19 protein-coding genes are annotated in these 24,221 nt (G+C 68.8%); 16 read left to right on the top strand and 3 right to left on the bottom strand.

Annotated elements, in window-relative coordinates:
* Positions 1–61: 61 nt before the first annotated feature.
* A complete protein-coding gene (locus ACLF3G_RS19355) occupies positions 62–1,030 on the bottom strand; it encodes a glycosyltransferase (RefSeq protein WP_430671037.1) in 969 nt (322 codons plus the stop codon).
* A gap of 3 nt (positions 1,031–1,033) precedes the next feature.
* A complete protein-coding gene (locus ACLF3G_RS19350) occupies positions 1,034–1,507 on the bottom strand; it encodes a GtrA family protein (protein ID WP_430671036.1) in 474 nt (157 codons plus the stop codon).
* Between the two features lie 158 nt (positions 1,508–1,665).
* On the opposite strand from ACLF3G_RS19350, the gene ACLF3G_RS19345 reads away from it, so the two are divergent.
* The 16 genes from ACLF3G_RS19345 to ACLF3G_RS19270 all read left to right on the top strand — a co-directional run bounded on the left by ACLF3G_RS19345 (position 1,666) and on the right by ACLF3G_RS19270 (position 22,812).
* Positions 1,666–2,523 (top strand): NAD(P)-dependent oxidoreductase, encoded by an 858-nt coding sequence (locus ACLF3G_RS19345; RefSeq protein WP_430671035.1) that lies wholly within the window; start codon positions 1,666–1,668, stop codon positions 2,521–2,523.
* Complete coding sequence (locus ACLF3G_RS19340) at positions 2,523–4,034, top strand: aldehyde dehydrogenase family protein (RefSeq protein ID WP_430671034.1); 1,512 nt, start codon at positions 2,523–2,525, stop codon at positions 4,032–4,034. Before ACLF3G_RS19345 ends, ACLF3G_RS19340 begins: the two co-directional genes overlap by 1 nt.
* Positions 4,035–4,128: 94 nt before the next feature.
* Positions 4,129–5,742, top strand: coding sequence for an ABC transporter substrate-binding protein (locus tag ACLF3G_RS19335; protein WP_430671033.1), 1,614 nt, complete (start codon positions 4,129–4,131; stop codon positions 5,740–5,742).
* A 192-nt stretch (positions 5,743–5,934) separates the two neighbouring features.
* Positions 5,935–7,701 carry a hypothetical protein gene (locus ACLF3G_RS19330; RefSeq protein ID WP_430671032.1) on the top strand — a complete coding sequence of 589 codons (1,767 nt, stop codon included), beginning with the start codon at positions 5,935–5,937 and terminating at the stop codon, positions 7,699–7,701.
* Entirely contained in the window at positions 7,698–8,282 is a 585-nt protein-coding gene (locus ACLF3G_RS19325; RefSeq protein WP_430671031.1) for a hypothetical protein, read from the top strand. The genes ACLF3G_RS19330 and ACLF3G_RS19325 overlap by 4 nt, the downstream gene beginning before the upstream one ends.
* A 69-nt stretch (positions 8,283–8,351) precedes the next feature.
* Complete coding sequence (locus tag ACLF3G_RS19320; RefSeq protein WP_430671030.1) at positions 8,352–9,944, top strand: ABC transporter substrate-binding protein; 1,593 nt, start codon at positions 8,352–8,354, stop codon at positions 9,942–9,944.
* A gap of 37 nt (positions 9,945–9,981) precedes the next feature.
* Positions 9,982–11,562: an ABC transporter substrate-binding protein gene (locus tag ACLF3G_RS19315; RefSeq protein ID WP_430671029.1), complete on the top strand. Its 1,581-nt coding sequence runs from the start codon at positions 9,982–9,984 to the stop codon at positions 11,560–11,562.
* Between the two features lie 5 nt (positions 11,563–11,567).
* Positions 11,568–13,151, top strand: coding sequence for an ABC transporter substrate-binding protein (locus ACLF3G_RS19310; protein ID WP_430671028.1), 1,584 nt, complete (start codon positions 11,568–11,570; stop codon positions 13,149–13,151).
* A 142-nt stretch (positions 13,152–13,293) separates the two neighbouring features.
* Positions 13,294–14,898 (top strand): ABC transporter substrate-binding protein, encoded by a 1,605-nt coding sequence (locus ACLF3G_RS19305; protein ID WP_430671027.1) that lies wholly within the window; start codon positions 13,294–13,296, stop codon positions 14,896–14,898.
* Positions 14,899–14,968: 70 nt separating this feature from the next.
* The gene (locus ACLF3G_RS19300) at positions 14,969–15,910 is read left to right on the top strand and encodes an ABC transporter permease (protein WP_430671026.1); all 942 of its coding nucleotides are present in this window, start codon (positions 14,969–14,971) and stop codon (positions 15,908–15,910) included.
* A complete protein-coding gene (locus ACLF3G_RS19295; protein WP_430671025.1) occupies positions 15,907–16,854 on the top strand; it encodes an ABC transporter permease in 948 nt (315 codons plus the stop codon). The genes ACLF3G_RS19300 and ACLF3G_RS19295 overlap by 4 nt, the downstream gene beginning before the upstream one ends.
* A 1-nt stretch (position 16,855) precedes the next feature.
* Positions 16,856–17,848 (top strand): ABC transporter ATP-binding protein, encoded by a 993-nt coding sequence (locus ACLF3G_RS19290; protein WP_430671024.1) that lies wholly within the window; start codon positions 16,856–16,858, stop codon positions 17,846–17,848.
* Positions 17,845–18,894 carry an ABC transporter ATP-binding protein gene (locus ACLF3G_RS19285; RefSeq protein ID WP_430671023.1) on the top strand — a complete coding sequence of 350 codons (1,050 nt, stop codon included), beginning with the start codon at positions 17,845–17,847 and terminating at the stop codon, positions 18,892–18,894. Before ACLF3G_RS19290 ends, ACLF3G_RS19285 begins: the two co-directional genes overlap by 4 nt.
* A 109-nt stretch (positions 18,895–19,003) precedes the next feature.
* A complete protein-coding gene (locus ACLF3G_RS19280) occupies positions 19,004–19,510 on the top strand; it encodes a (2Fe-2S)-binding protein (protein WP_430671022.1) in 507 nt (168 codons plus the stop codon).
* Between the two features lie 99 nt (positions 19,511–19,609).
* Positions 19,610–21,997: a xanthine dehydrogenase family protein molybdopterin-binding subunit gene (locus ACLF3G_RS19275; RefSeq protein ID WP_430671021.1), complete on the top strand. Its 2,388-nt coding sequence runs from the start codon at positions 19,610–19,612 to the stop codon at positions 21,995–21,997.
* Between the two features lie 17 nt (positions 21,998–22,014).
* Positions 22,015–22,812, top strand: a complete 798-nt coding sequence (locus ACLF3G_RS19270) for an FAD binding domain-containing protein (protein ID WP_430671020.1) — start codon at positions 22,015–22,017, stop codon at positions 22,810–22,812.
* A gap of 49 nt (positions 22,813–22,861) precedes the next feature.
* Here ACLF3G_RS19270 and ACLF3G_RS19265 read toward each other — a convergent pair whose 3' ends face one another.
* A complete protein-coding gene (locus ACLF3G_RS19265; protein WP_430671019.1) occupies positions 22,862–24,124 on the bottom strand; it encodes a family 1 glycosylhydrolase in 1,263 nt (420 codons plus the stop codon).
* Between the last annotated feature and the right edge of the window lie 97 nt (positions 24,125–24,221).

Raw genomic sequence — 24,221 nt, 5'->3', positions numbered from 1 at the left:
GCTGAGCGGCCTCTTAGCATGCGCGACGGGTCCAACAAACAATCGTGATGAAAACACTGCATCATGGAAAGTTCCGGGAAGATTCGTTGCTGAAGGCTTCATGCGCGAAATCTGGCGCAGGGATAGCGAGGTAGGCCATCCGACGCGCCTCCAGCCGGCCGCGCGTGACGGTATCCAGGATCAGGCCGCAGGCCAGTGAGAGGCTGGCCAGAAGCACCAGGCCCATCGACAGGACGGCGGTCGGCAGCCGCGGCACCAGTCCCGTGCCGAGGAAGGTCTGCACCACCGGAACCGCCAAGCCAAGTCCCGTCATGGCGAGCGCCAGGCCAATCAGCCCGAAGAACGGCAGCGGTCGTTCCCGGCGGACCAGCAGCAGGATGGCATTCAGGATGCGGAAGCCGTCGCGCCAGGTGTTGAGTTTGGACGTGCTTCCGGGCGGCCGGGCGCCGTAGGTGGTAGGCACTTCGTCCACCGGCATGCGCAATTCCAGCGCGTGGACGGTAAATTCCGTCTCGGTCTCGAAGCCCTCGGCAAGCGCCGGGAAGGATTTGGCGAAGCGGCGGGAGAAGACGCGGTAGCCCGACAGCATGTCGGTGATGCGGTTGCCGAAGATCAGCCGGACCATCCCGGTGAGCAGCAGGTTGCCGAGAACATGGCCGGGCCGGTAGGCGGCCTTCTCCTCCGTCACCCGCGTGCCGGTGACCAGGTCCAGCCTGTGCTCCAGCAGGCGACGGATCATGCCCGGCGCGGCGGCGGCGTCGTAGGTGCCGTCCCCATCGACCAGAACGTAGAGGTCGGCCTCCACATCCGCCAGCATCCGGCGCACGACATGGCCCTTGCCCTGCTGCGGTTCGCGCCGGACCTCGGCGCCGGCGGCACGGGCGGCGGCCGCGGTGCCGTCGCTGCTGTTGTTGTCATAGACATGGATCGTGGCGGTCGGCAGCGCGGCGCGGAAGGACGCGACGACGCCGGGAATGGCGACTTCCTCGTTGTAGCAGGGGATCAGGACGGCGATGCGGGGCGCGGCCATGGGTCAGGAAGGGCTCCGGGGGGCGGCGAAGACGAAGCGCCGGGACAGGATGAAATTGCCGACCATGCCGGCCAATGCGCCGGCCGCCACGCCCAGCACCGGGGCGGCGGCAACGGCCGGGACGAAGGCAATCAGCACCGCATAGGTGCCGTAGTTGAAGGCGAAGCCGACGAGGTTGACGACCAGGAACAGCGCCCATTGCCGCGCCAGGGGCTGTGCAGGCCCCTCCGCCCGGAAGGTCCAGGCGCGGTTGAGCGCCCAGGTGGTGGTGGCGGCGGCGAGGTAGGACACCGCGCGGCCGGAGTACAGCCCGAGGCCCAGTGCCAGGCCAGCGTACAGCACCGCCGTATCGACCACGAACCCCACCGTGCCCACCACGCCGAAGCGCAGGAACTGCACCAGGCCCGCGGCGCGGTGCGGACCCAGGGGCCGCGCCAGGGCGCGCTCGATCAGGGCTTCGGCGGCGCGTGCGGGCATGTTCGTTCCATGGGTGTGGGATATGGCGGGACACCGGCAGGCTTGAACCCCGGCGCGGCATCAAGGGCGCAGCGGCGTAGACCATGAGAGCGTGACCAAAACGCGGCAACTTGCCCGGCTGGGCCCGGGCTGCGAGCCTTCCGGCGGCTTCTCGGAGAATGATTCGCATGCGGGTCGGTGTGGTGGGATTGGGCCAGATGGGCCTGGCGATGGCGGGGCGGCTGGTGGAGACCGGCGCCGAGGTCCTCGGCTTCGACCTGGATGCGGCACGCTGCGAGGCCGCCGCGGCGCGCGGCGTGACGGTCGCGGCCTCGGTCGAGGCGGTGGCGGCGCCCGTGGTGATCCTGTCCCTGCCGCATGACCGGGCGGTGGAGGCGGTGCTGCCCGCGCTGTTCCCGGCGCTGCCGAAGGGGGCCGTCCTGGCGGATACCTCGACGCTCGACCCGCTGGCGGCCCGGCGCTTCGTCGAGGCGGCGGCGGAGTGGGGCATGGACTACCTGGATACGCCGGTATCCGGCGGCCCGGCCGGGGCGGCGGCGGGCAGCCTGGCGATGATGCTGGGCGGCGACGCAGCGGCGATCGCGCGGGCGCGGCCGGTGCTGGACCGCGTGGCGGCCAAGCTGATCCATGTCGGCGGGCCGGGCGCCGGGCAGGTGGCGAAGCTGGTGAACAACCTGCTGGTGGCGACGCATCTGGCGGTGGCCGGAGAGGCATTGCGGCTTGGGCGCCTCGCGGGCGTCGAGCCGGCGGACCTGCTGGCGGTGGTCAATGCCGCCTCTGGGCGCTCCGCGGCGACGGAGGTGAACTTTCCACGTTGGATCCTCTCGGAAGGCTATGATTCGGGATTCTCGGCCGGGCTGATGCGCAAGGACGTGCGGCTGGCACTCGAACTCGCCGACAGCGTCGGGGCGGTCCTGCCGGTCTGCGGGCAGGCGGCCGCGCGGTGGCAGGCGGCGGAAGCTTCGGACGCCGCGGATTTCAACCGCGTACCGGCGGCCATCCTGGAGGGCGCGTGATGTTCCAGGCGGGACGGGTGCTGGAGGCGGAGGTGGCGCGGCTGCTCGGCGGCCGAATTGGCAGCGTGGTGGAAGGGGAGGTGCTGGCCGGGCAGGGCGCGCCCATCTGCCTGGAGGACCCGACGACCGGGCTGCCGATGCTGTCCTACGCCGATGCCGGGATGGGCGTGGCACGGCAGGCCTCGGCGGGCGCGGCGCGGGCGCAGCGGGCCTGGATGGCACTGTCCGCGGCGGAACGCGGGCGGCGCATCTGGGCACTCGGCGGGCTGATCCGACAGAATGCGGAGGCGCTGGCCCGGCTGGAATCCGCCAATGCCGGCAAGCCCATGCGCGACTGCCAGGCGCAGGTGGCCCGCGTCGCGGAGATGGCGGAATACTGGGCCGGTTGGTGCGACAAGATCGAAGGCCGCACGGTGCCGGTCCCCTCCGGCCACACGGTGATCATCCGGCGGGAGCCGATGGGCGTGGTGCTGGCGATCACGCCTTGGAACGCGCCCCTTTTCACCTGCGGCTGGAACGTGCTGCCCGCCGTTGCCGCGGGAAACGCCGTGGTGCTGAAGCCCTCGGAATACACGCCGCTGACCTCCATCGCCTTCGGCCTTCTGGCGGTGGAGGCGGGACTGCCGCGCGGCCTGGTGCAGGTGGTGGCGGGGCTGGGGGCCACGACCGGGGAGGCACTGCTGGCGGCACCGGAGGTCGCGATGGTGACCTTCGTCGGCGGCGCCGCGAGTGCCGGCCGCATCGCGGGGGCCTGTGCGGCGAGGATGATCCCCTGCGTGCTGGAGCTTGGTGGAAAGTCCGCCAATATCGTCTTCGCGGATGCCGATTTGCCGGCGGCGGTGCAGGGCGCGCAGCAGGCGATCTTCGCCAGCAGCGGGCAGAGCTGCGTCGCCGGGTCGCGCCTCCTGGTCCAGCGCCCGGTGCATGACCGTTTCATCGAGCTGATGGCCGCGGCGTCGGCGAAGATCCGCCTGGGCGATCCGCTGGACAGGGCAACGGAGGCCGGGCCGGTGGCGACCGCACGACAGTTCGCGCATGTGTCGGGGCTGGTGGCCGCGGGCGTGGCGGAGGGTGCGCAGGCGCTGGCGGCGCCGCGGCCGGAGGCGCTGCCGCGGGACGGGTTCTGGGTGATGCCGACCATCCTCGCCGGCCTGACAAACGATTCAGCGGCGGCGCAGACGGAAATCTTCGGCCCGGTGGTCGCCGCGATTCCCTTCGAGGACGAGGCGGAGGCGGTGCGCCTGGCGAATGCCACGCCCTACGGCCTGGCCGGCGCGGTGTGGACACGGGACCTCGGCCGGGCGCATCGGGTGGCGGCGGGCGTTCGGGCCGGCAGCTTCTGGGTGAATGGCTACGGCACCATCCATGTCAGCGTTCCCTTCGGCGGCTTTGGCGCCAGCGGGCATGGCCGGTCCTCGGGGCAGGAGGCGCTGGCCGCCTATACGCAGTCCAAGGCGGTGTGGGTGGAGACGGCGGAACAGCCGGCTTTGGGCTTCGGGCACCGTCCATAAAAGCGGGCCTTGCATCGGGCAGCGGAAGCCTGTTCCCTTCGCCGCCTGGGAATGTCGCGGCCTGTCGCCGCGGGCTTTGGGAGAGCTTCGAAAAATGCTGCGACGTCATCTGATGGCCGGCGCCGGCGCGGCGCTGGGCGCCTCGGCCCTTGGCGGGTCCTTGAGCGCGCCTGCCTACGGGCAGGGTGCGGCGGCGGCATCGCGGGTGCTGAAATTCATCCCGCAGGCGGACCTGGCGGTGACGGACCCGATCGTCACCACCGCCTATGTCACCCGCAACCATGCCTACATGATCTGGGATACGCTGTACGGCTTCGACGCCGACTACAAGGCGCAGCCGCAGATGGCCCAGGGCCATACGGTGGAGGATGACGGCAAGCGCGTTACCATCACGCTGCGCGACGGGCTGAAATGGCATGACGGGTCGCCGGTGAAAGCCAGCGATTGCGTCGCTTCCATCCGCCGCTGGGGGGCGCGCGATGCGCTCGGCCAGGTCCTGCTGGCGCAGACCGATGAGCTGACGGCATCCGACGACAAGACCATCATGTTCCGGCTGAAGAAGCCGTTTCCGCTGCTGTTCGAAGCGCTTGGTAAGCCCTCCACCCCCGTCGCCTTCATGATGCCGGAGCGCCTGGCCAGCCAGTCGCCCACTACGCCGATGACCGGCGACCTGATCGGCAGCGGCCCGTTCAGGTTCGTCGCCAGGGAACGGGTTCCAGGCGCCCGCGTGGTCTATGAGCGCTTCGCCGACTATGTGCCGCGCACCGGCGGCGAGGCGAGCTGGACCGCTGGGCCGAAGGTGGCGAAGTTCGACCGCGTCGAATGGCACGTGACGCCGGATGCCGCGACCGCCGCGGCGGCGCTGCAGAACGGCGAGATGGACTGGTGGGAACAGCCGACCGGCGACCTGCAGCCGCTGCTGCGCCGCAACCGCAACGTCGTGCTGGAGATCCCCGACCCCACGGGGCTGATGGCGGTTGCGCGCTTCAACCACCTGCACCCGCCCTTCGACAAGCCGGCGGTGCGCCGCGCGCTGTTGGGCGCGGTGAACCAGGCGGACTTCATGACCGCCGTGATCGGTACCGACCGCAGCCTGTGGCGGGAGGGGATCGGCTTCTTCCCGCCGGGCACGCCCATGGCCTCCGACGTCGGGGTCCAGGCGGTCACCAGCGCGCGAAACATGGACAAGGTGAAGGCGGACCTCGCCGCCGCCGGCTACAACGGGGAGAAGGTGACGCTGATCGCGGCTTCCGACTTCCCGTCGCTGAACGCGCTGGCGCAGGTCGGCAACGACATGCTGCAGCGCGCCGGCATGAACGTCGAATATGTCTCGACCGACTGGGGCACGGTGGTGCAGCGGCGGGCGAGCCGGGAGGCGCCGGAGCGGGGCGGGTGGAACATGTTCTTCACCTTCTGGTCCGGCCTCGACATGTTCAACCCTGGCGTCCACCAGAGCCTGCGCGGCCACGGCCAGCAGGCCTGGTTCGGCTGGCCCACAATCCCGCGGATCGAGGAGCTGCGCGCGGCGTGGTTCGAGGCGCCGGACCTGGCGGCGCAGCAGGCGGTCGCACGGCAGATCCAGGAGGTGGCGTTCCAGGAGGTCCCCTACCTGCCGCTCGGCCAGTATTTCCAGGCGACCGCCTACCGCCGCGACATCACCGGCGTCCTGAAGGGCCTGCCGCTGTTCTGGAACGTGCAGCGGAGCTGAGGGCAGGCCCGAAGGCGGATCGGCGCGGGGGCCTGGTTCGCCGCGCACAACATCCTGATCCCGCACAAGCTGCGGGAATGGATGCGGAAGCTATATGGTCGGGTCTGCCCAGGATCTGGGCGACCTGCGGGTCCGCAGCCGGTGGGCTGGCCGCAGGACCAACCTCGACCAGATAGAAGTCGCGAAGCCCGCATGTGCAGCCAGCCCGTCGCCGCAGAACCCGGCCCGCCACCGCCGACCAGCCACGGCGTCCATGCGGCCCGGCCACTGCGGCATGAGGCCTGGGAGACGGCGGAGGCGGCCCTGCTGGCCGCGGTGCGGCAGGGGGGCGGCGTGGTGGCGCTGCTCGGTGGCCCAGGCGTCGGCAAGACGCTCATGCTGGATTCGCTGGAACGCAAGCTGCGCGCGGATGGCCTGGTGGTGCAGCGGCTCGACTTCGGCGACGAGGCCACCGGCGACGAGGCCACCGGCGCAGAAGCCGCGGCGGTCCTGCTGGTCGACGAGGCCGGCCGGATCGACGATGCCGGCCTGGCCGCCCTGGCGGCGGCACCGGACCGGGTCGCGGTGCTGGCGGCGCTGCCGGCCTTCGCCGCCCGGCTGGAGGAGGTTCCGCACCGGGTGGTGCGGCTGCCAGGGCTTCGGGCCGAGGATGTGGAGCGGTATGTCGCGGCGCGGCTGGCGGCGCTGGAGGTTCCAGCCTCCCGCATGGGGCCGGATGCGGTGGCGGCGCTGGGGCTTGAATCGGCCGGCGTGCCGCGGTTGCTGAACGTGCTGGTCGGCAGCAGCCTGTTCATCGCGGGGCTGGAGAAGGCCCAGGCGGTCAGCGGCGAGCATGTGCGCAGCGCGGCCGGCATGCATGCGCTGTCGGCGGTGCGGGTGAGGGTGAGCGAACCCCCACGCACGGCCGTTGCACCGGCCCGGCCGGCCGCCCCCGTCCTCGCATCGGCGCCGCCGGTCCTGGAAGCGGCACCGGAGCAGGTGCCGGAAGCGGCACCGGAGCAGGTGCCGGAAGCCATGCCGGAACCGCCGCCGCCGGCTGCTGCCGCGCCGCAGGAAATCGCTGCGCAGCGGTCCGGTGGCATCCTGCCCTGGCTGGTCGCCGGCGTGGTTCTGGGGCTGATTGGCGCGGCTGGGGCCTGGGTGATGCTCGGCCCGGGCTCGGCTGGTGCACTGCGCGGCGGCGCGGGGTCGGAGGTTATGCCGGTCGCCCAGGCACAGGAGCAGGACCGGGCCGACCCGACGCCGCCGCCGGTCGTGACACCCGAGGCGCCGGACGTTGTCCCGGTGCTGCCGGTGGCTCCGCCGGCGCGCATCGTGCTGACCTATCCACGCGGCGATGCGAACGCCGCCGCGCGGGGAGAGACCCTGGCCGCGGCCCTGCGCACCGCCGGGCGGACGGTCGCGGCGCCGTTCCCGGTCTCCCAGGCCAGCGGGGAGGAGGTTCTGCGCTATTTTTTCCTCGAGGATCGGGATATGGCGCTCGCGATTGGCGCGCGGGCTGGCCAGGCGCCACAGGCGCACCGGCTGGGCAGGGTGCCGGACGGCGCGCCCCTGCCACGGCCGGGCACCGTCGAATGGGCGCTGCCGGCGCCGAGCGGGCGGCCCGCTGCGCGTGAGATGCCGGTGCCCGAGCTTGCGACGCTGGCGGCGCCGGAGCCGGAAGCCCCGGCCCCCGGCGCGCTTCTGCCGGCGGCGCGCTTGCCCCTGGATGTGGAACTGCGCTGGCGCCTGCCGGCGGCAACCAGCGCCTCGCCATGCTGTTTCGTCGAGGTGATGGGGCTGGAGGAAGGTGCATGGCAGGAGGTGTTCTCGGGCTACGCGCCGCAATCGGACCGGCACGCGGTGCCGGTGACGGCCGCGCGCGGCTATGCCTGGCGGGTCACGCTGGTGTCTCGTGATGGGCCTCGCTACGCGGCAGGGCGCTGGTCGCGCTTTACGGTCCTGGAGGCTGGTGAATGAGGTTTTCGTGCCGCCTGGCGCTGCTGCTGCCCGTCCTCCTGCCCGCCCTGCTGGTGGCCTGTGCGCAGCCCCAGCCGGTCGGTACGCGGGTGGTGCTGCCGCCACGCCCGGCGCCGGCGGAACCGGTGGTGCAGGCGGATGGCGCCTGGTCCTTCAGTATCGCCAATGGCGTGTGCAGCGCATCGCTGGAGCAGGACGCGGCGACGTTGGCGGTGGCGGCGGGGCCGGGGCGCGAGCTGTCCTATGAAGCGCGGAGCGGGCGGCGGATCAGCCAGGTGGCATTCCGCGGCGCGGAGGGCAATTGGCAACTCCGCTTCCCCGCCAGCCAATCCCGCGTGACGCGGCGGCTGGATGCGGCGGGCGAACGGCGCATCCGCGCGCTGCTGGCCGGCGGCACGCTGCGCTACAGCCGGCCGGGCACGCGCGTGCTGTCCGTGACGGTGCCGGATGCCGGCATCTCCGGCCGCGACTGGTTCGGCTGCGTCTCCGCGCTCCGCACCGATGCGCCGGAGCTTCCGGTGCCGCCCGAGCCGCCAGAGCCGCGCGAGCCGCCCGGGGCATCTGGGCCGCCGCCAGCCTAGCTTGCGGCTTGCGGGATACCGCAAGGGCTGGTCTGATCCTCCCGGGAATGGCTTGAACGGGAGAACAGGATGCTTCGCAGGACACTGCTGAAGACGGGCGCTGCCATCGGCGGGGCCAGCGCGTTGCCACATGCCGCAATCGCGCAGCCGACGCAGAACCGCGTCCTGAAGATGGTCCCGCAGGCGAACCTGACGAGCCTGGACCCGATCTGGACCACGGCGAACATCACCCGCAACCACGGGCACATGATCTATGACACGCTGTACGGGATGGACGCACAGTTCCGCCCGCAGCCGCAGATGGCGGCGGGGCATGTCGCGGAGGATGGCGGGCGGCGCATCATCATCACGCTGCGCGACGGGCTTAAATTCCACGACGGCACGCCGGTGCTCGCGCGCGACGTGGCGGCGAGCGTCTCCCGCTGGATGAAGCGCAACCCGTTCGGCCAGAAGCTGGCGACGGTGACCGATGCGGTGTCCGCGCTCGATGACAAGCGCGTGCAGTTCAGCCTGAAGCGGCCCTTCCCGCTGCTGTTCGCGGCGTTGGCGCAGGTCTCCAACAGCCCGGCCTTCGTGATGCCGGAGCGGATCGCGAGCACAGATGCCTTCACGCAGATCCGCGAGGCGGTGGGCAGCGGCCCGTTCCGCTTCAAGCCGGACGAGTACAACTCCGGCAGCCTCGTGGTGTACACGCGCAACCCCGACTACGTGCCGGTGCAGGGCGGCATGCCGAGCCTGACAGCAGGGCCGAAGATCGTGAATTTCGACCGGGTGGAATGGCACATCATCACCGATGCGGCGACCGCCGCCGCGGCGATCCAGACCGGCGAGATCGACTGGTACGAGCAGCCGCCGCCGGAGATCCAGCAGCTTCTTCGGCGCAACCGCAACGTGCGGATCGAGGCAATCGACCCGCTGCCGCTGACCGGCATCCTGCGCTTCAACCACCTGCACGCGCCGTTCAACGACAAGAAGCTGCGCCAGGCGATGCTGCCGGCGATCAGCCAGTCCGACTTCATGCAGGCGATCGTCGGCACCGACCCCGAGAATTTCAATGCGGAGACCGGCTTCTTCACACCCGGCACGCCGCTGGGCAACGACGCCGGCATGGCGCCGCTGATGGGACCGCGCAGCCTGGATCGTGCCAAGGCGCTGATGCGGGAGGCAGGCTACACCAACGCGCCGATGCGGCTGATCGGGCCCACCGATATCCTGGCGCCTTCGGCGATGACGCAGGTGGGTGCGGATCTGGTGCGCCGTCTCGGCTTCAACGCCGACATCGTGCTGACGGATTGGGGCACCACGGTGCAGCGGCGCACCTCGCGCGAGCCGGTGGAGAGCGGCGGCTGGAGCATGCTGTTCACCGCCTTCTCCTCCTTCGACTTCGCCAATCCCGCGGCACACTTCCCGCTGCGCGGCAACGGCACCGGCGCCTGGTTCGGCTGGCCCTCGATCCCCAGGCTGGAGGAACTGCGCGATGCCTGGTTCGAGGCGCCGGATCTGGCAGCGGAGCAGCGCCTGGGTCGGGAGATGCAGGAGGTGGCGATGGACGAGCTGCCCTACATCCCGGTCGGCGCCTACAAGTCGCTGACCGCGGTGCGCAGCAACCTGTCTGGCCGCGTGCCGGGACTGGCGCTGTACTGGGGCATCAAGCGCGACTGAGTTTCCTCGGCATCAAGTCTCGGGCGGGAGAGTGAAGATGATCGGTCGGCGTGGGTTGATGGCGGCTTCGGCCGCGATGGTGGCGGCACCGAATGTGGTCTCGGCGCAAGGTGGGGCGGCGCGCAGCCTGCGGGTGATCCCGCAGGCGAACCTGACCTCGGTGGACCCGGTCTGGACGACGGCGGTGGTGACGCGGAACCACGCGTTCATGATCTACGACCAGATCTGCGCCCAGGACAGCAAGGGCGAGATCCAGCCGCAGATGGCGGAAGGCTGGACCGTCTCGGACGACAAGCTCGCCTGGACCTTCACGCTGCGCGAGGGTCTCGCCTTCCACGATGGCGAACGCGTGCTGGCGAAGGATGCGGTGGCGTCCATCAAGCGCTGGGCGCGCCGCGATCCGTTCATGCAGGTGCTGATCGGCAATGTCGCAGAGGTGGAGGCGCTGGATGACCGCCGCTTCCGCTTCCGCCTGCACCGGCCGGTGCCGCTACTGACCATGGCGCTGGGGCAGACGCAGTTTCCTTGCTTTGTCATGCCGGAACGCATCGCCAGCACGGATGCCTTCACGCAGATCCGCGACACCGTCGGCAGCGGGCCGTTCAAGTTCGTGCCGGGCGAATGGAATCCCGGGCAGCGTGCGGTGTGGGAAAAGAACGCCGGCTATGTGCCGCGCGGCGAGGCGGTGGACGGGCTGGCCGGCGGCCGTCGCCCGAACATCGACCGCATCGAGTGGACCATCATCACCGACCCCGCGACCAGCGCCAACGCAATGATGCAGGGCGAGCAGGATTACTGGGAATATCCGTTGCACGACCTTCTGCCGCTGATGCGGCGGAACCGGGAGATGGTGGTGCAGCAGCGCTTGCTGGACGGCACCTATGGTGTCTGCCGCTTCAACACGCTGCAGCCACCCTTCAACAACCCGGCCATCCGCCGTGCGGTTGCGATGGCGGTGGACCAGCGCGACTATCTGCGCTCGGTCGCGGGCAATGACGCGGATGGCTGGGGCGTGTGCGAGGGTGTGTTCACCTGCGGCACGCCGCTGGCCAATGAATCCGGCAGCGAGATCCTGAAGACGCGCAACATCGAGCGAGCCAAGGCGGCGCTCGCCGCGGCAGGCTACAACGGCGAGAAGGTGGTGCTGATCGCCCCGGGCGACTATCCGCAGATCAACGCGCTGTCGATGGTGACGGCAGACATCCTGACGCGCCTGGGGATGAACCTGGAGCTGATCTCCACTGACTGGGGCACGCTGGTCCAGCGGCGCGCCAGCAAGGAACCGGTGGAGCGTGGCGGCTGGAGCATCATCCACACCACCTCCTCCGGCCAGTCGCTGGCGCTGCCGGTGTACCACCTGTTCCTGCGCGCCAATGCGGCGAATGCCTGGTTCGGCTGGCCGGACGAGCCGGAGATCGAGCGTCTGCGCGGGGAGTGGGTGCAGACCGGTGATCCCGCCGAGAGCCGCCTCATCGCGGAGCAGTTGAACGCCAAGGCGATGGAGTCGATGTACTACATTCCGCTCGGCTTCTACTGGCAACCGAGCGCCTGGCGGCGCAACGTCACCGGCGTGTTCCGCGCGCCGGCCACCGTGTTCTGGAACATCGGCAAGGGCTGACGCAGATGATCACGCGGCGTGGGATGATGGTGGCGGCCGGAGTCGGATTGGCGGCGCCGCGTGTGGCATCGGCACAGGCGCAGGCGGGGACGCTGCGCTTCGTGCCGCAAGCCAACCTGTCGAACATCGATCCGGTGTGGTCGACGGCCGTCGTGGTCCGCAACCACGGGCTGATGATCTACGACACGCTGTATGGCCTCGGCGCGGACTTCCAGCCAAAGCCGCAGATGGCGGCGGGGCACGAGATCTCCGACGAAGGGCGGCGCTGGACCTTCACGCTGCGATCGGGTCTGCGCTTCCACGACGGCGCGCCGGTGCTGGCGCGGGACTGCGTCGCCTCCATCGCGCGCTGGGCGAAGCGGGACGTGCTGGGGCAGCGGCTGGATGGGCTGCTGGACGGCATGCGGGCGCTGGACGACACGCGCTTCGAGATCCGCATGAAGAAGGCCTGGCCCGGGCTGGCCTTCGCGCTCGGCAAGCCATCCGCGAACATCTGCGCCATCATGCCGGAACGGGTCGCGCAGACGGATCCGTTCCAGCAGATCCAGGACTACACCGGCAGCGGGCCGTTCCGCTTCGTCCGCGACGAGTTCCGCCCTGGCGACCGCGTCATCTATACCAAGTTCAACGAATACGTGCCGCGCGACGAGCCGAGCGACTTCCTGGCCGGTGGCAAGCCGGTGCATTTCGACCGCGTGGAATGGCGGGTGATGCCCGACCCCTCCACCGCCGCCGCGGCGTTGCAGAACAACGAGGTGGATTGGTGGGAGACGCCGCTGGCGGATCTGCTGCCGCTGCTGCGCCGCACCCGCGATATCGTGGTGGATCTGGTGAACGGCGCCGGCAACCTCGGCGTGCTGCGCTTCAACTTCCTGCACCCGCCCTTCGACAACGCAGCGGTGCGCCGTGCCATCCTGCCTGCGCTGGACCAGCGGGCCTTCATGGATGCGGCGATCGGCACCGATCCGGCGATGTCCCGCGTGCCGGCCGGCGCCTTCACGCCGGGGATGCCGCTGGCGAATGATGCGGGGCTCGAGGTGTTGTCGGGCCCGCGCAACCTAGAGGCGGCGCGGGCGGCGCTGCGCGCTTCCGGCTATTCCGGGCAGCGCGTGGCGATGCTGTCCGCCAGCGATATCCCGGTGCTGCAGAACCTGTCCGAGGTGGCTGCGGATCTGCTGCGGCGGATCGGCTTCAACGTCGATCTGCAGGCGATGGATTGGGGCACGCATATCCAGCGCCGCACCAACCGTGGGCCTTCGGATCAAGGCGGCTGGAACGCCTTCTGCACGACGTGGGAAGGCTTCGACGTCTCCGTGCCCGGCAGCCACCAGCCGATCCGTGGCCACGGCGCCGCGGCCTGGGCAGGCTGGCCGACGATCCCGCGCCTGGAGGAACTGCGGGAAGCCTGGTTCGAAGCGCCGGACCTGGCGGCCGAAAAGCGCATCGCCGAGGAGATGCAGCGCGTGGTGTGGCAGGAGGTGCCGTTCCTGCCACTCGGCCAGGTGCTGCCGCGCATGGCCTATCGCCGCAGCCTGACAGGCGTGGTGAAGGGCGGCCCCGCGCTGTTCTGGGGCGTGCGCCGCGCCTGAGCCTGCCACATGGCACGATGTGTGCAACGCCATCGGGCTGTGTGCGCCATCCCATGTTCAACCTCCTGGGACGCTGGCGCATCGCACAGGGATAAGGCAGGCTGCCCGAAATCAGGGCGTCTGGGACAAGGGGCTTCAAAGAATGGAACGCAGGTCATTCCTCAAGGCCGGCATCGGTGCCGGTACGCTCGCGGCGGCGGGTGGGTATGGCGCCCCGGCGCTGTCGCAGGGTGCGCGGGCGCGCACGCTGCGCTTCGTGCCGCAGGCGAATCTCGCCAATTTCGATCCGATCTGGGGCACGCAGTATGTCGTGCGCAACGCCTCCGCCATGGTGTGGGACACGCTGTATGGCGTGAACGACAAGTTGGAGCCGCTGCCGCAGATGGTGGAGGGCGAGACCGTATCGCAGGACGGCCTGACCTGGACGTTCAAGCTGCGCGCCGGCCTGCGCTTCCATGACGGCACGCCGGTGCTGGCGAAGGACGTCGTCGCCTCCATCGCCCGCTGGGCGCCGCGCGACCCGATGGGGCAGATGGTGCGCGCCATCCAGAAGGAGCTGGTGGCGGTGGACGACACCACCTTCCGCTGGGTGCTGGGCAGCCCCTACCCGAAGTTGAAGTACGCGCTCGGCAAGACCAACACGCCGATCTGCTTCATCATGCCGGAACGGATCGCGACGAAGTTCGACAGCTTCACGCAGATCGACGAGTATGTCGGCTCCGGCCCGATGCGCTTCGTGCGCAACGAATGGGTGCCGGGTGCCACCGCGGTGTTCCAGAAGTTCGACCAGTACGTGCCGCGCGAGGGTGCGGTGAGCTGGCTGTCCGGTCCGAAGGTCATGGGCGTCGACCGCGTCGAGTGGGTGGTGATGCCGGACCCGGCGACCGCTGTCGCGGCGCTGCAGAACGGCGAAGTGGATTGGTGGGAGAACCCGATCACCGACCTGGTGCCGCTGATGCGCCGCAACCGGAACATCCGCCTGGATATCGCCGACCCGCTCGGCAATATCGGCAGCTTCCGGATGAACCACCTGCACGCTCCGTTCAACTCCAGGAAGATCCGCCAGGCGGTTCTCGCGGCGATGAGCCAGGAGGACTACATGCGCGCCCTCGTCGGCACCGACGATGCGCTGTGGAAGCCGCTGCCGGGCTTCTTCACACCCGGCACGCCGGCCTACACGGAAGCCGGCGGCGACATCCTGAAGGGCCCGCGCAACATGGACCTGGCGAAGCGCCTGCTGCAGGAAGGCGGCTACAACAACGAACCGGTCGTTTGCATCGTGGCGCAGGACCAGCCCATCACGAAGGCGCAGGGCGACATCACCGCGGACCTGCTGAAGCGGATGGGCATGAACGTCGATTTTGTCGCCACCGACTGGGGCACCACGGGCCAGCGGCGCGCCATGAAGAACCCGCCGAATTCGGGCGGGTGGAGCATGTTCCATACCTGGCACGCCGGCGCGGACTGCGTGAACCCGGCCGCCTACAACGCGGTGCGCGGCACCGGGCAGCAAGCCTGGTTCGGCTGGCCGGAATCGAAGGGTGTCGAGGACGGTGTCGTCGAGTGGTTCAACGCGCCGAACGCCGCGGCGGAAAAGGTCGCGATGGACAAGGTCAACACCGCCGCGATGGATGACGTGGTGTATGCACCGACCGGGTTCTTCCTGGGCTACACCGCCTGGCGCAGCAACGTGAGCGGCATCCAGAAGGGCCCGCTGCCGTTCTTCTGGGGTGTCAACAAGACCTGACCCTGCATGGTACGGGCCGGCGTTCGCGCCGGCCCGGCCGACTTTCTGATCTGAAAGGTCTGACAAGCGGATGTTCGCCTACATTGTCCGAAGAGTCCTAGCCACCATCCCCGTGATGGCGATCGTGGCACTGTTCGTCTTCTCGCTTCTCTACATCGCCCCGGGCGACCCGGCGGCGGTCATCGCGGGCGACCAGGCGACCCCGGACGATGTGGAGCGCATCCGTGCCAGCCTGGGCCTGGACCGGCCGTACCTGGTGCGGTTCGGCGCCTGGGTGTTCGACATCGCGCGCGGTGACCTGGGCGTTTCGATCTTCACCAACCTGCCGGTCAGCACGATGATCCAGCAGCGCATCGAGCCAACCCTGTCGCTGATGATCGTGACGCTGATCCTGGCGGTCTCCATCGCGGTACCGATGGGCGTCCTCGCCGCGTGGCGGCAGGGAACGGCAATCGACCGTGCGGTGATGGGCTTTGCCGTGCTGGGCTTCTCCGTGCCGGTGTTCGTGGTCGGCTATGTTCTGGCCTACATCTTCGCCCTGGAGTTGGATTGGCTGCCGGTGCAGGGCTACACGCCTTTCGCGCGCGGCTTCTGGCCCTGGCTGCAGAACCTCATCCTTCCGGCAGTGGCGCTGGGTTCCGTATACATCGCGCTGATCGCCCGCATCACGCGCGCGACCATGCTGGAGGTGCTGCAGCAGGACTACATCCGCACGGCCAAGGCCAAAGGGCTGGGCCAGAGGGCGATCCTGTTCCTGCATGCGCTGAAGAACGCCGCGGTGCCGATCATCACCGTCATCGGCATCGGCGTCGCGCTGCTGATTGGCGGCGCCGTGGTGACGGAGAGCGTCTTCGCTATTCCAGGGCTTGGGCGGTTGACGGTGGACGCGATCCTGCGGCGGGACTACCCGGTGATCCAGGGCGTGATACTGCTGTTCAGCTTCGTCTACGTGCTGGTCAATCTTGCCATCGACCTGGCCTACACTCTGTTCGACCCGAGGATCCGGTATTGAGCACCGCAACCTTTCAGGGCGGCTCCGCCGCCGGGCTGCCCCCCGGCACCCTTCCACCGGGTGTCAACGCCGCCGTCCCGATGCGGGACATCATGCCCCCCGTCCGCGCGCGCGGTGGCGTGTTCGGCTTCATCCGGCGCAACCCGACCATCGCCATCGGCGGGTTCCTGGTCTTCCTGATGGTCTTCATCGCGGTCTTCGCGCCGTTCCTGACCAGCAAGGATCCGACAGCGCTGGCGCCGGCATTGCGCACGCGCGAGCCATCGGCGCAGTTCTGGTTCGGCAGCGACATGCTCGGGCGAGACATCTATTCGCGCGTCCTCTACGGCGCGCGGGTTTCGCTGACCGTTGGCTTTGCCGTCGCCATCTGCGCCTCGGCCATCGGCCTGTTCATCGGGCTGGTGTCCGGGTTCATCCGGGTGGCGGACAGCATCATCATGCGAATCATGGACGGCATGATGTCCATTCCCTCCATCCTGCTGGCGATCGCGCTGATGGCGCTGACGCGCGGCAGCGTGGGCAACGTGGTGCTGGCCATCACCATCGCGGAAATCCCGCGCGTCTCGCGTCTGGTGCGCGGCGTGGTGCTGTCCCTGCGCGAACAGCCCTACGTCGATGCCGCCGTCGCGTCGGGCACGCGTACGCCGATGATCATCATCCGGCACATCCTGCCGAACACGCTGGCGCCGCTGACGGTGCAGGCGACCTATATCTGCGCGAGTGCGATGATCACGGAGGCGATCCTGTCCTTCATCGGCGCCGGCACGCCGCCGATCATCCCCTCCTGGGGCAACATCATGGCGGAGGGGCGGGCGCTGTGGCAGGTGAAGCCCTACATCGTGTTCTTCCCCGCGCTGTTCCTGTCCATCACCGTGCTCGCGGTGAACCTGCTGGGTGACGGGCTGCGCGATGCGCTCGATCCGCGCATGGCGAAGAGGCTCTGAAATGGCACTGCTCGAAGTCGATGCGTTGCAGACGCATTTCCGTTCGCCCGATGGCATCAACCGTGCCGTCGACGGCGTCACCTTCCATGTAAATGCCGGGGAGACGCTGGCGATCGTGGGCGAAAGCGGCTGCGGGAAATCCGTGACCGCCATGTCCATCCTGCGGCTGATCCCCGAGCCGCCCGGCAAGATCGCCGGCGCCATCCGCTTCAACGGCAAGAACCTGCTGGAAGCGACCGACAAGGAAATGCGGGCGATCCGCGGCAACGAGATCAGCATGATCTTCCAGGAGCCGATGACCAGCCTGAACCCGGTGCTGACCGTGGGCCGCCAGATCGGCGAGACGCTGCGCCTGCACCAGGGCATGTCCGCGCAGCAGGCCGAGGACCGGGCTGTCGAGATGCTGAACCTCGTCGGCATTCCGGAGGCGAAGCGGCGGGTGAAGGAGTATCCGCACCAGCTTTCGGGTGGCATGCGGCAACGCGTGATGATCGCCATCGCGCTGGCCTGCAATCCGAAGCTGCTGATCGCGGATGAGCCGACGACGGCGCTGGACGTGACGATCCAGGCGCAGATCCTGGATTTGATGCGCGACCTGAAGCACCGCGTCGGTGCCGCCATCGTGCTGATCACGCATGACCTCGGCGTCGTGGCGGAAGTCGCAGAGCGGGTGGTGGTGATGTATGCCGGCAAGAAGGTGGAGGAGGCGGCGGTGGGTCCGCTGTTCGCCTCGCCGCGGCATCCCTACACCCAGGGTCTACTGGGCTCCGTACCGAAGCTGGGCTCCTCCCTGACTGGGGAGGCGCAGCGTCTGTCGGAGATTCCCGGGCTGGTGCCGAGCCTGAAGCAGAAGATTCCGGGCTGCGTCTTCGCCAGCCGCTGCCCGCATGCGACCGATCTTTGCGTCAATGTGGCGCCGGCGCTGGAGGAAAAGGCGCCGGGGCATGTCGCGGCCTGCCACTACGCACTGCGCGAGGGAGCCTTGGCTGCATGAGTGCGCCCCTGTTGCAGGTCAACGACCTAAAGAAGCACTTCCCGATCCATGGCGGGTTCTTCGGCGGCGTCACCGCCAAGGTCTATGCGGTGGATGGCATCTCCTTCGATATTGCGAAGGGGGAGACGCTGTCGCTGGTGGGTGAATCCGGCTGCGGCAAGTCGACCGTCGGCAAAGCGCTGCTGCGACTGTTTCCGCTGACCGATGGCCAGGTGATCCTGGACGGGCAGCGGATCGATGACCTGCCGAACGGCACGCTTCGGCCGCTGCGGCGGCGGATGCAGGTGGTGTTCCAGGACCCGTTCAGCTCGCTGAACCCGCGCATGCGGGTGCGGGATATCCTGGCCGAGCCGATCCGCAACTTCGGCATCGCCAAGGACAGCGCGGACCTTGAGGCGCGGCTGGTGGCGCTGATGGACAAGGTGCGGCTGCCGAAGGATGCCATCAACCGCTGGCCGCATGAATTCTCCGGCGGGCAGCGGCAGCGCATCGGCATCGCCCGCGCGCTGGCCGGTGAGCCGGATTTGATCATCTGCGACGAGGCTGTCAGCGCGCTCGATGTCTCGGTGAAGGCGCAGATCGTCAACCTGCTGCAGGATCTGCAGAAGGAACTTGGCCTGGCGATGCTGTTCATCAGCCACGACCTGGCGATCGTGGAGCACATGACCCACCGGGTTGCGGTGATGTATCTCGGCAAGATCGTCGAGGTGGCGCCGCGGCGGAGCCTGTTCGGAGCGCCGAAGCATCCCTACACCGAGGCGCTGCTGTCCGCCGTGCCGCAGCCGACGCCCGGCGTGCAGCGCCAGCGGGTGATCCTGAAGGGCGACGTGCCGAGCCCGATCAACCCACCCAAGGGCTGCCGCTTCCACACCCGCTGCCCCTACGCCTTCGATCGCTGCCGCACCGAGGAGCCGCCGCTGCGGCCGGTGGCTGACGCGATGGGGGAGGGGCATGTCTCCGCCTGCCACCTGCACGACCTGCCGGCGGACCAAAACCCGCTGTCCGGCGCCAAGGGTGCGGCGATCCTGGCGGTGCCGCCCGTCTGACGGTTTCACGCGCGCCACGCTTGACGGGGCGCGGGCGCGGGGCGACTCTTACCAGCCAGAACGGCCGCCTGTCCCGGCGGCCGTGAGGCCAATTCGGGGAGAGCGCGCGATGCCGCAGGTGACACTGACGGTCAACGGCACGAAACAGACGGTGGAGGTCGAGGCCCGCACCCTGCTGGTCGAGACGCTTCGGGAACAACTCCGCCTGACCGGCACCCATGTCGGCTGCGACACCAGCCAATGCGGCGCCTGCGTCGTCCACATGGGCGGCGACAGCGTGAAGGCCTGCACCATCCTGTCCGTGCAGTGCGAGGGTGCCGATATCACCACGATCGAGGGGCTGGCGGCGGCCGACGGCACGCTGCACCCGATGCAGGAAGCCTTTCGCGAATACCATGCGCTGCAATGCGGCTTCTGCACCCCGGGCATGGTGATGTCCGCCATCGACCTGGTGAACAAGCATCCGGATGGGATGAGCGAGAAGGAGATCCGGGAGGGGCTGGAGGGCAACCTCTGCCGCTGCACCGGCTACCACAACATCGTGAAGGCGATCGCCGCGGCCCAGGACGTGATGCAGGGCCGCGTCTCCGAACTGGCCCGCGCTGCCGCCGAGTAGGCCGGGAACACCGGTTGGGTGCTCCACGGGCCAGCCTTCCGGAGAGAAGGCGCCGTGGCGGGCCAGCCTGTTGCAACGTCAACGGGGAGGATCGCAAGAATGAACGTGGTGACGCCCTTCGAGGGCATCGGCGCCAGCCTGCGGCGCAAGGAAGATTTTCGGTTCCTGCAAGGCCGTGGCCAGTACACGGATGACATCAACCGGCCAGGCCAGACCCATGCGGTGATGCTGCGCAGCCCGCACGCCCATGCCCGGATCGAGGGCATCGACACCTCCGCCGCCCGCGCGATGCCGGGGGTGAAGGCGGTGTTCGTCGGCGCGGACATGGCGGCCGAATCCATCGGCGGCATTCCCTGCGGCTGGCAGATCCACAACAAGGACGGCACGCCGATGGCGGAGCCGATGCATCCGGCCCTTGCCGTGGACCGCGTGCGGCATGTCGGCGACCCGGTCGCGGTGGTTATCGCCGAGACGCGGTCCCAGGCCAGGGACGCGGCGGAGGCCATCATCGTGGACTACGCGCCACTGCCGGCGGTCTCCGGCACGGTGGAGGCGATCAAGCCGGGCGCACCGCAGGTGCATGACACGGCGCCAGGCAACCTCTGCTACGATTGGCACATCGGCGACAAGGCGGCGCAGGAAGCGGCCTTCGCCCGCGCCGCGCGGGTGGTGAAGTTCGAGACGACGAACAACCGCCTGGTGCCGAACGCGATGGAGCCGCGCGTCGCGATCGGCGACTACGACAGCTTCTCCGGCGACTACACGCTGTACACCACCAGCCAGAACCCGCATGTGATCCGGCTGCTGATGGGCGCCTTCGTGCTGCACATCCCGGAATCCAAGCTGCGTGTCGTGGCGCCGGATGTCGGCGGCGGCTTTGGCTCCAAGATCTACCACTATGCCGAGGAGGCCATCGTCACCTGGGCCGCCGGCAAGGTGAAGCGGCCGATCAAATGGACCTGCGACCGGTCCGAAGCCTTCATGTCCGATGCGCATGGGCGAGACCATGTTAGCACCGCGGAACTGGCGCTGGATGCGGAGGGCAAGATCCTCGGCCTGAAGGTGCACACGCTGGCGAATATGGGCGCCTACCTGTCCACCTTCGCGCCCTGCGTGCCGACCTACCTGTACGCGACCTTGCTCTCGGGCGTGTACGCGACTCCGGTGATCTATGCCGAGGTGAAGGCGGTGTTCACCAATACGGTGCCCGTCGATGCCTATCGCGGCGCCGGGCGGCCGGAGGCGACCTATCTGCTGGAACGGCTGATGGATGTGGCGGCCGCCGAAGCGGGCCTCGACAAGGTCGAATTCCGCCGGCGCAATTTCATCCGGCCGGACCAGTTCCCCTACCAGACGCCGGTGGCGCTGCAGTACGACAGCGGCGACTACCACTCGACGCTCGACATGGCGCTCAAGGCTTCGGAGTGGGAAGGCTTCGAAGCCCGCAGGGCCGAGGCGAAGGCTCGGGGAAAGCTGCGTGGCATCGGCATCTCGACCTATGTCGAGGCCTGCGGTATCGCGCCCTCCGCCGTGGTGGGATCGCTCGGCGCGCGGGCGGGGCTGTACGAGGTCGGCGTCATCCGCGTGCACCCGACGGGCAGCGTCACCGTGCTGACCGGTGCGCACAGCCACGGGCAGGGGCATGAGACGACCTTTGCGCAGCTGGTTGCGGACAAGCTCGGCGTGCCGACGGCGAATGTGGACATCGTGCACGGCGACACGGCCAAGGTGCCGTTCGGGATGGGCACCTATGGCTCGCGGTCGCTCGCGGTGGGTGGCTCCGCCATGGACAAGGCGATGGACAAGATCATCGCCAAGGGCAAGCGCATCGCGGCCCACCTGATGGAAGCCAGCGTCGAGGATGTGGAGTTCGAGCGCGGCACCTTCCGGGTGGCGGGAACCGACAAGACCAAGTCGCTGACGGATATCAGCCTTGCAGCCTATGTGCCGCACAACTACCCGATCGACGAGATCGAGCCGGGGCTGGAGGAAACCGCCTTCTACGACCCGAAGAACTTCACCTACCCCGGCGGCTGCCACATCTGCGAGGTCGAGATCGACCCGGATACTGGCCGCGTGCAGGTCGTGAACTTCACGGCGGTGGATGATGTCGGTCGCGTCATCAACCCGATGATCGTCGAGGGCCAGGTACAGGGCGGCGTGGCGCAGGGCATCGGCCAGGCGCTGCTGGAAGCGGCGCTGTATGATCCGCAGGGGCAGCTCATCTCGGGCTCGTTCATGGACTACACCATGCCGCGGGCGGAGGATCTGCCGAATGTCGGCGTCGCCACCCACACCACGCTCTGCACCCACAACCCGCTGGGGGTGAAGGGCTGCGGCGAGGTCGGCGCCATCGGCTCGCCGCCCGCGGTGATGAATGCCGTGGTCGATGCGTTGAAGGATTACGGTGTCCGCCACGTGGAAATGCCGGCGACGCCACAGAAGATCTGGGGCATCGTCAACGCCCCTCGCGTGGCTGCGGAATAGATAGGGAACTCGGAAAAATGTATGACTTTGCCTATCACAAGCCGGCCTCGGTCGCGGATGCCGTCAAGATCCTGGCCGCAGACCCGGATGCGCGGGCGATCTCCGGCGGCATGACCCTGCTGCCGGCGCTGAAGCTGCGGCTGAACAAGCCGACCTCGGTTGTCGACCTGTCCGGCATCGCGGAACTTCGCGGCGTGAAGCGGGAGGGCGACAGCCTGGTGATCGGGGCGCTGACCCGGCACTACGAGGTTGCGACCTCGGCCGAGGTGGCGGCCGCCATCCCGGCGCTGGCCAAGATGGCGCACACCATCGGCGACACGCAGGTGCGCAACCGCGGCACCATGGGCGGGTCGGTCGCGAACAACGATCCGTCGGCGGACTACCCGGCCGCCCTGCTGGCGCTGAATGCGACCATCCAGACCGACAAGCGCAAGCTGCCGGCGGACCAGTTCTTCACCGGCATGTTCACCACGGCGCTGGAGACCGGAGAGCTGGTGACGGCGATCCATATCCCGATCCCGACCAAGGCCGGCTACGCCAAGATGCGCAACCCGGCGAGCCGCTATTCCATGGCGGGCGTCTTTGTGGCGAAGACGGCGGCGGGTGTGCGGGTCGCGGTGAACGGCGCCGGCGCCAACGGCGTGTTCCGCGAGAAGGCGATGGAGGCGGCGCTGTCCGCCAACTGGTCGCCGGATGCGGTCGCCGGCGTGAAGGTCAGCCCGAGCCTGCTGAACGGGGACATCCACGGCAGCGCAGAATACCGCGCGCATCTGGTGACGGTGATGGCGAAGCGCGCGGTGATCGAGGCGGGCTGAGACGTTTCGCCTCGCCCAACCCTTTCCCCCCGAGTAGGGGGGAAGGGCTTCAAGCGGCCAGCGGAACCTGCAGGCAGAGACTCTGCGTCGGCAGGACGTCGCGCCAGGCCTCGATCAGGCGCTTGTAGGCGAGCCCCACCCGGCGGGGCTTGCGGTCCAGATCGTACAGGCCGCGCGGGTCGGATTCACCACGCACCTCGCGCAGGGCATGCGCCCAATCCATCTGGTCGGTCAGCGAATACCAGGTGAAGCCAAGCACCGGGATGCCTTCCCGCCGCAGGCGCAGGATTCCGGACCACTGCTTCCACAACCAGCGCTCCGCCTCGTCGCCGTTGGGGCCCTCGGCGATGTTGGTTTCCGTGTGCATCACCGGCAGGCCGTAGCGGGCGTGGTAGTCGCGGGTCACCGTGTCGTAGCCGAAGACCTCCCCGGCCCAGCGGCCATGGCCTTCCGCGTTCAGCAGGTGCTCGTTGGTCTGGTACCAGTCATTGCCCATCACGCAGTGGCGCTTCAGGCGGTTGTCCAGGAAGAAATGGTATTCGGCACGGGTCATGCCGTTGTCCATCAGGAACTCGTACATCGCGCTGTCGACCCGGCGGCCGTAGTTCAGGTCGAGCGTCAGAAAGCGCTCGGCATTGCGGAAATCGGCGTGCGGGACGGCGAGTGGGCATTCCGCGTGGAACGCCTCGGTGCTCTCCGACTGGATGAAGATGGCGTCCGGCCGGTGCTTCAGGATTTCCTGCATGGCCAGGACATTGGCGCGGACGATGTTCTTGATGGCGGTGACGTAGCTGCGGTCATCGGTGCGCTGCTCGTTCCACCAGCCATAGCGGGCGCTGAAGACGGCGGTGATGAACATCTCGTTCACCGGGGTGTAGAGCTGCACCCAGGGGAAGCGCGCGGCGAAGGCACCTGCATAGTCCGCGAAGAGGCGGGGGAAGTCCGGGTTCTGGAAGTCGCCGATCCAGTCGGGAACGCCGAAATGGCAGAGATCGACGATGGGGCGGATGCCGAGGCGGCGGATCTCGGCGAAGCTCTCATCGGCAAAGGACCAGTCATGCACGCCGTCGGCCCGCAGCGTGGTGTGCAACTGCGGGCCGTAGCGCAGCGCATTGCAGCCGACCTCCCGCACCAGCGCGAAATCCTCGCGCCAGCGATCATAGTGACCGCATTCCAGCATCTGGTCCCGGCGGACCGTTCCGCCCTGGATCGTGGGCGCGCTGTTCTCTATCCCCGTGGCAAACAGGAATCCGCCCTGCGCCGGATACTGGATGGAACTGGAATAGTTCTGCGGCATCATTGCGTCGAGCATGGGCGTTCCCCGGATTGATGGCCGTTTGCGGCCGGCTCCCTCTGCCTTGACTTATACGTGATGTATCACGTCGGCGTGAAGAAGTTTCTTTACTTGT

Origin of the sequence: Falsiroseomonas sp. HC035 (assembly GCF_050563525.1) — a bacterium.
Classification (GTDB): domain Bacteria; phylum Pseudomonadota; class Alphaproteobacteria; order Acetobacterales; family Acetobacteraceae; genus Falsiroseomonas.
This window is presented reverse-complemented; position numbering and strand designations above follow the sequence as displayed.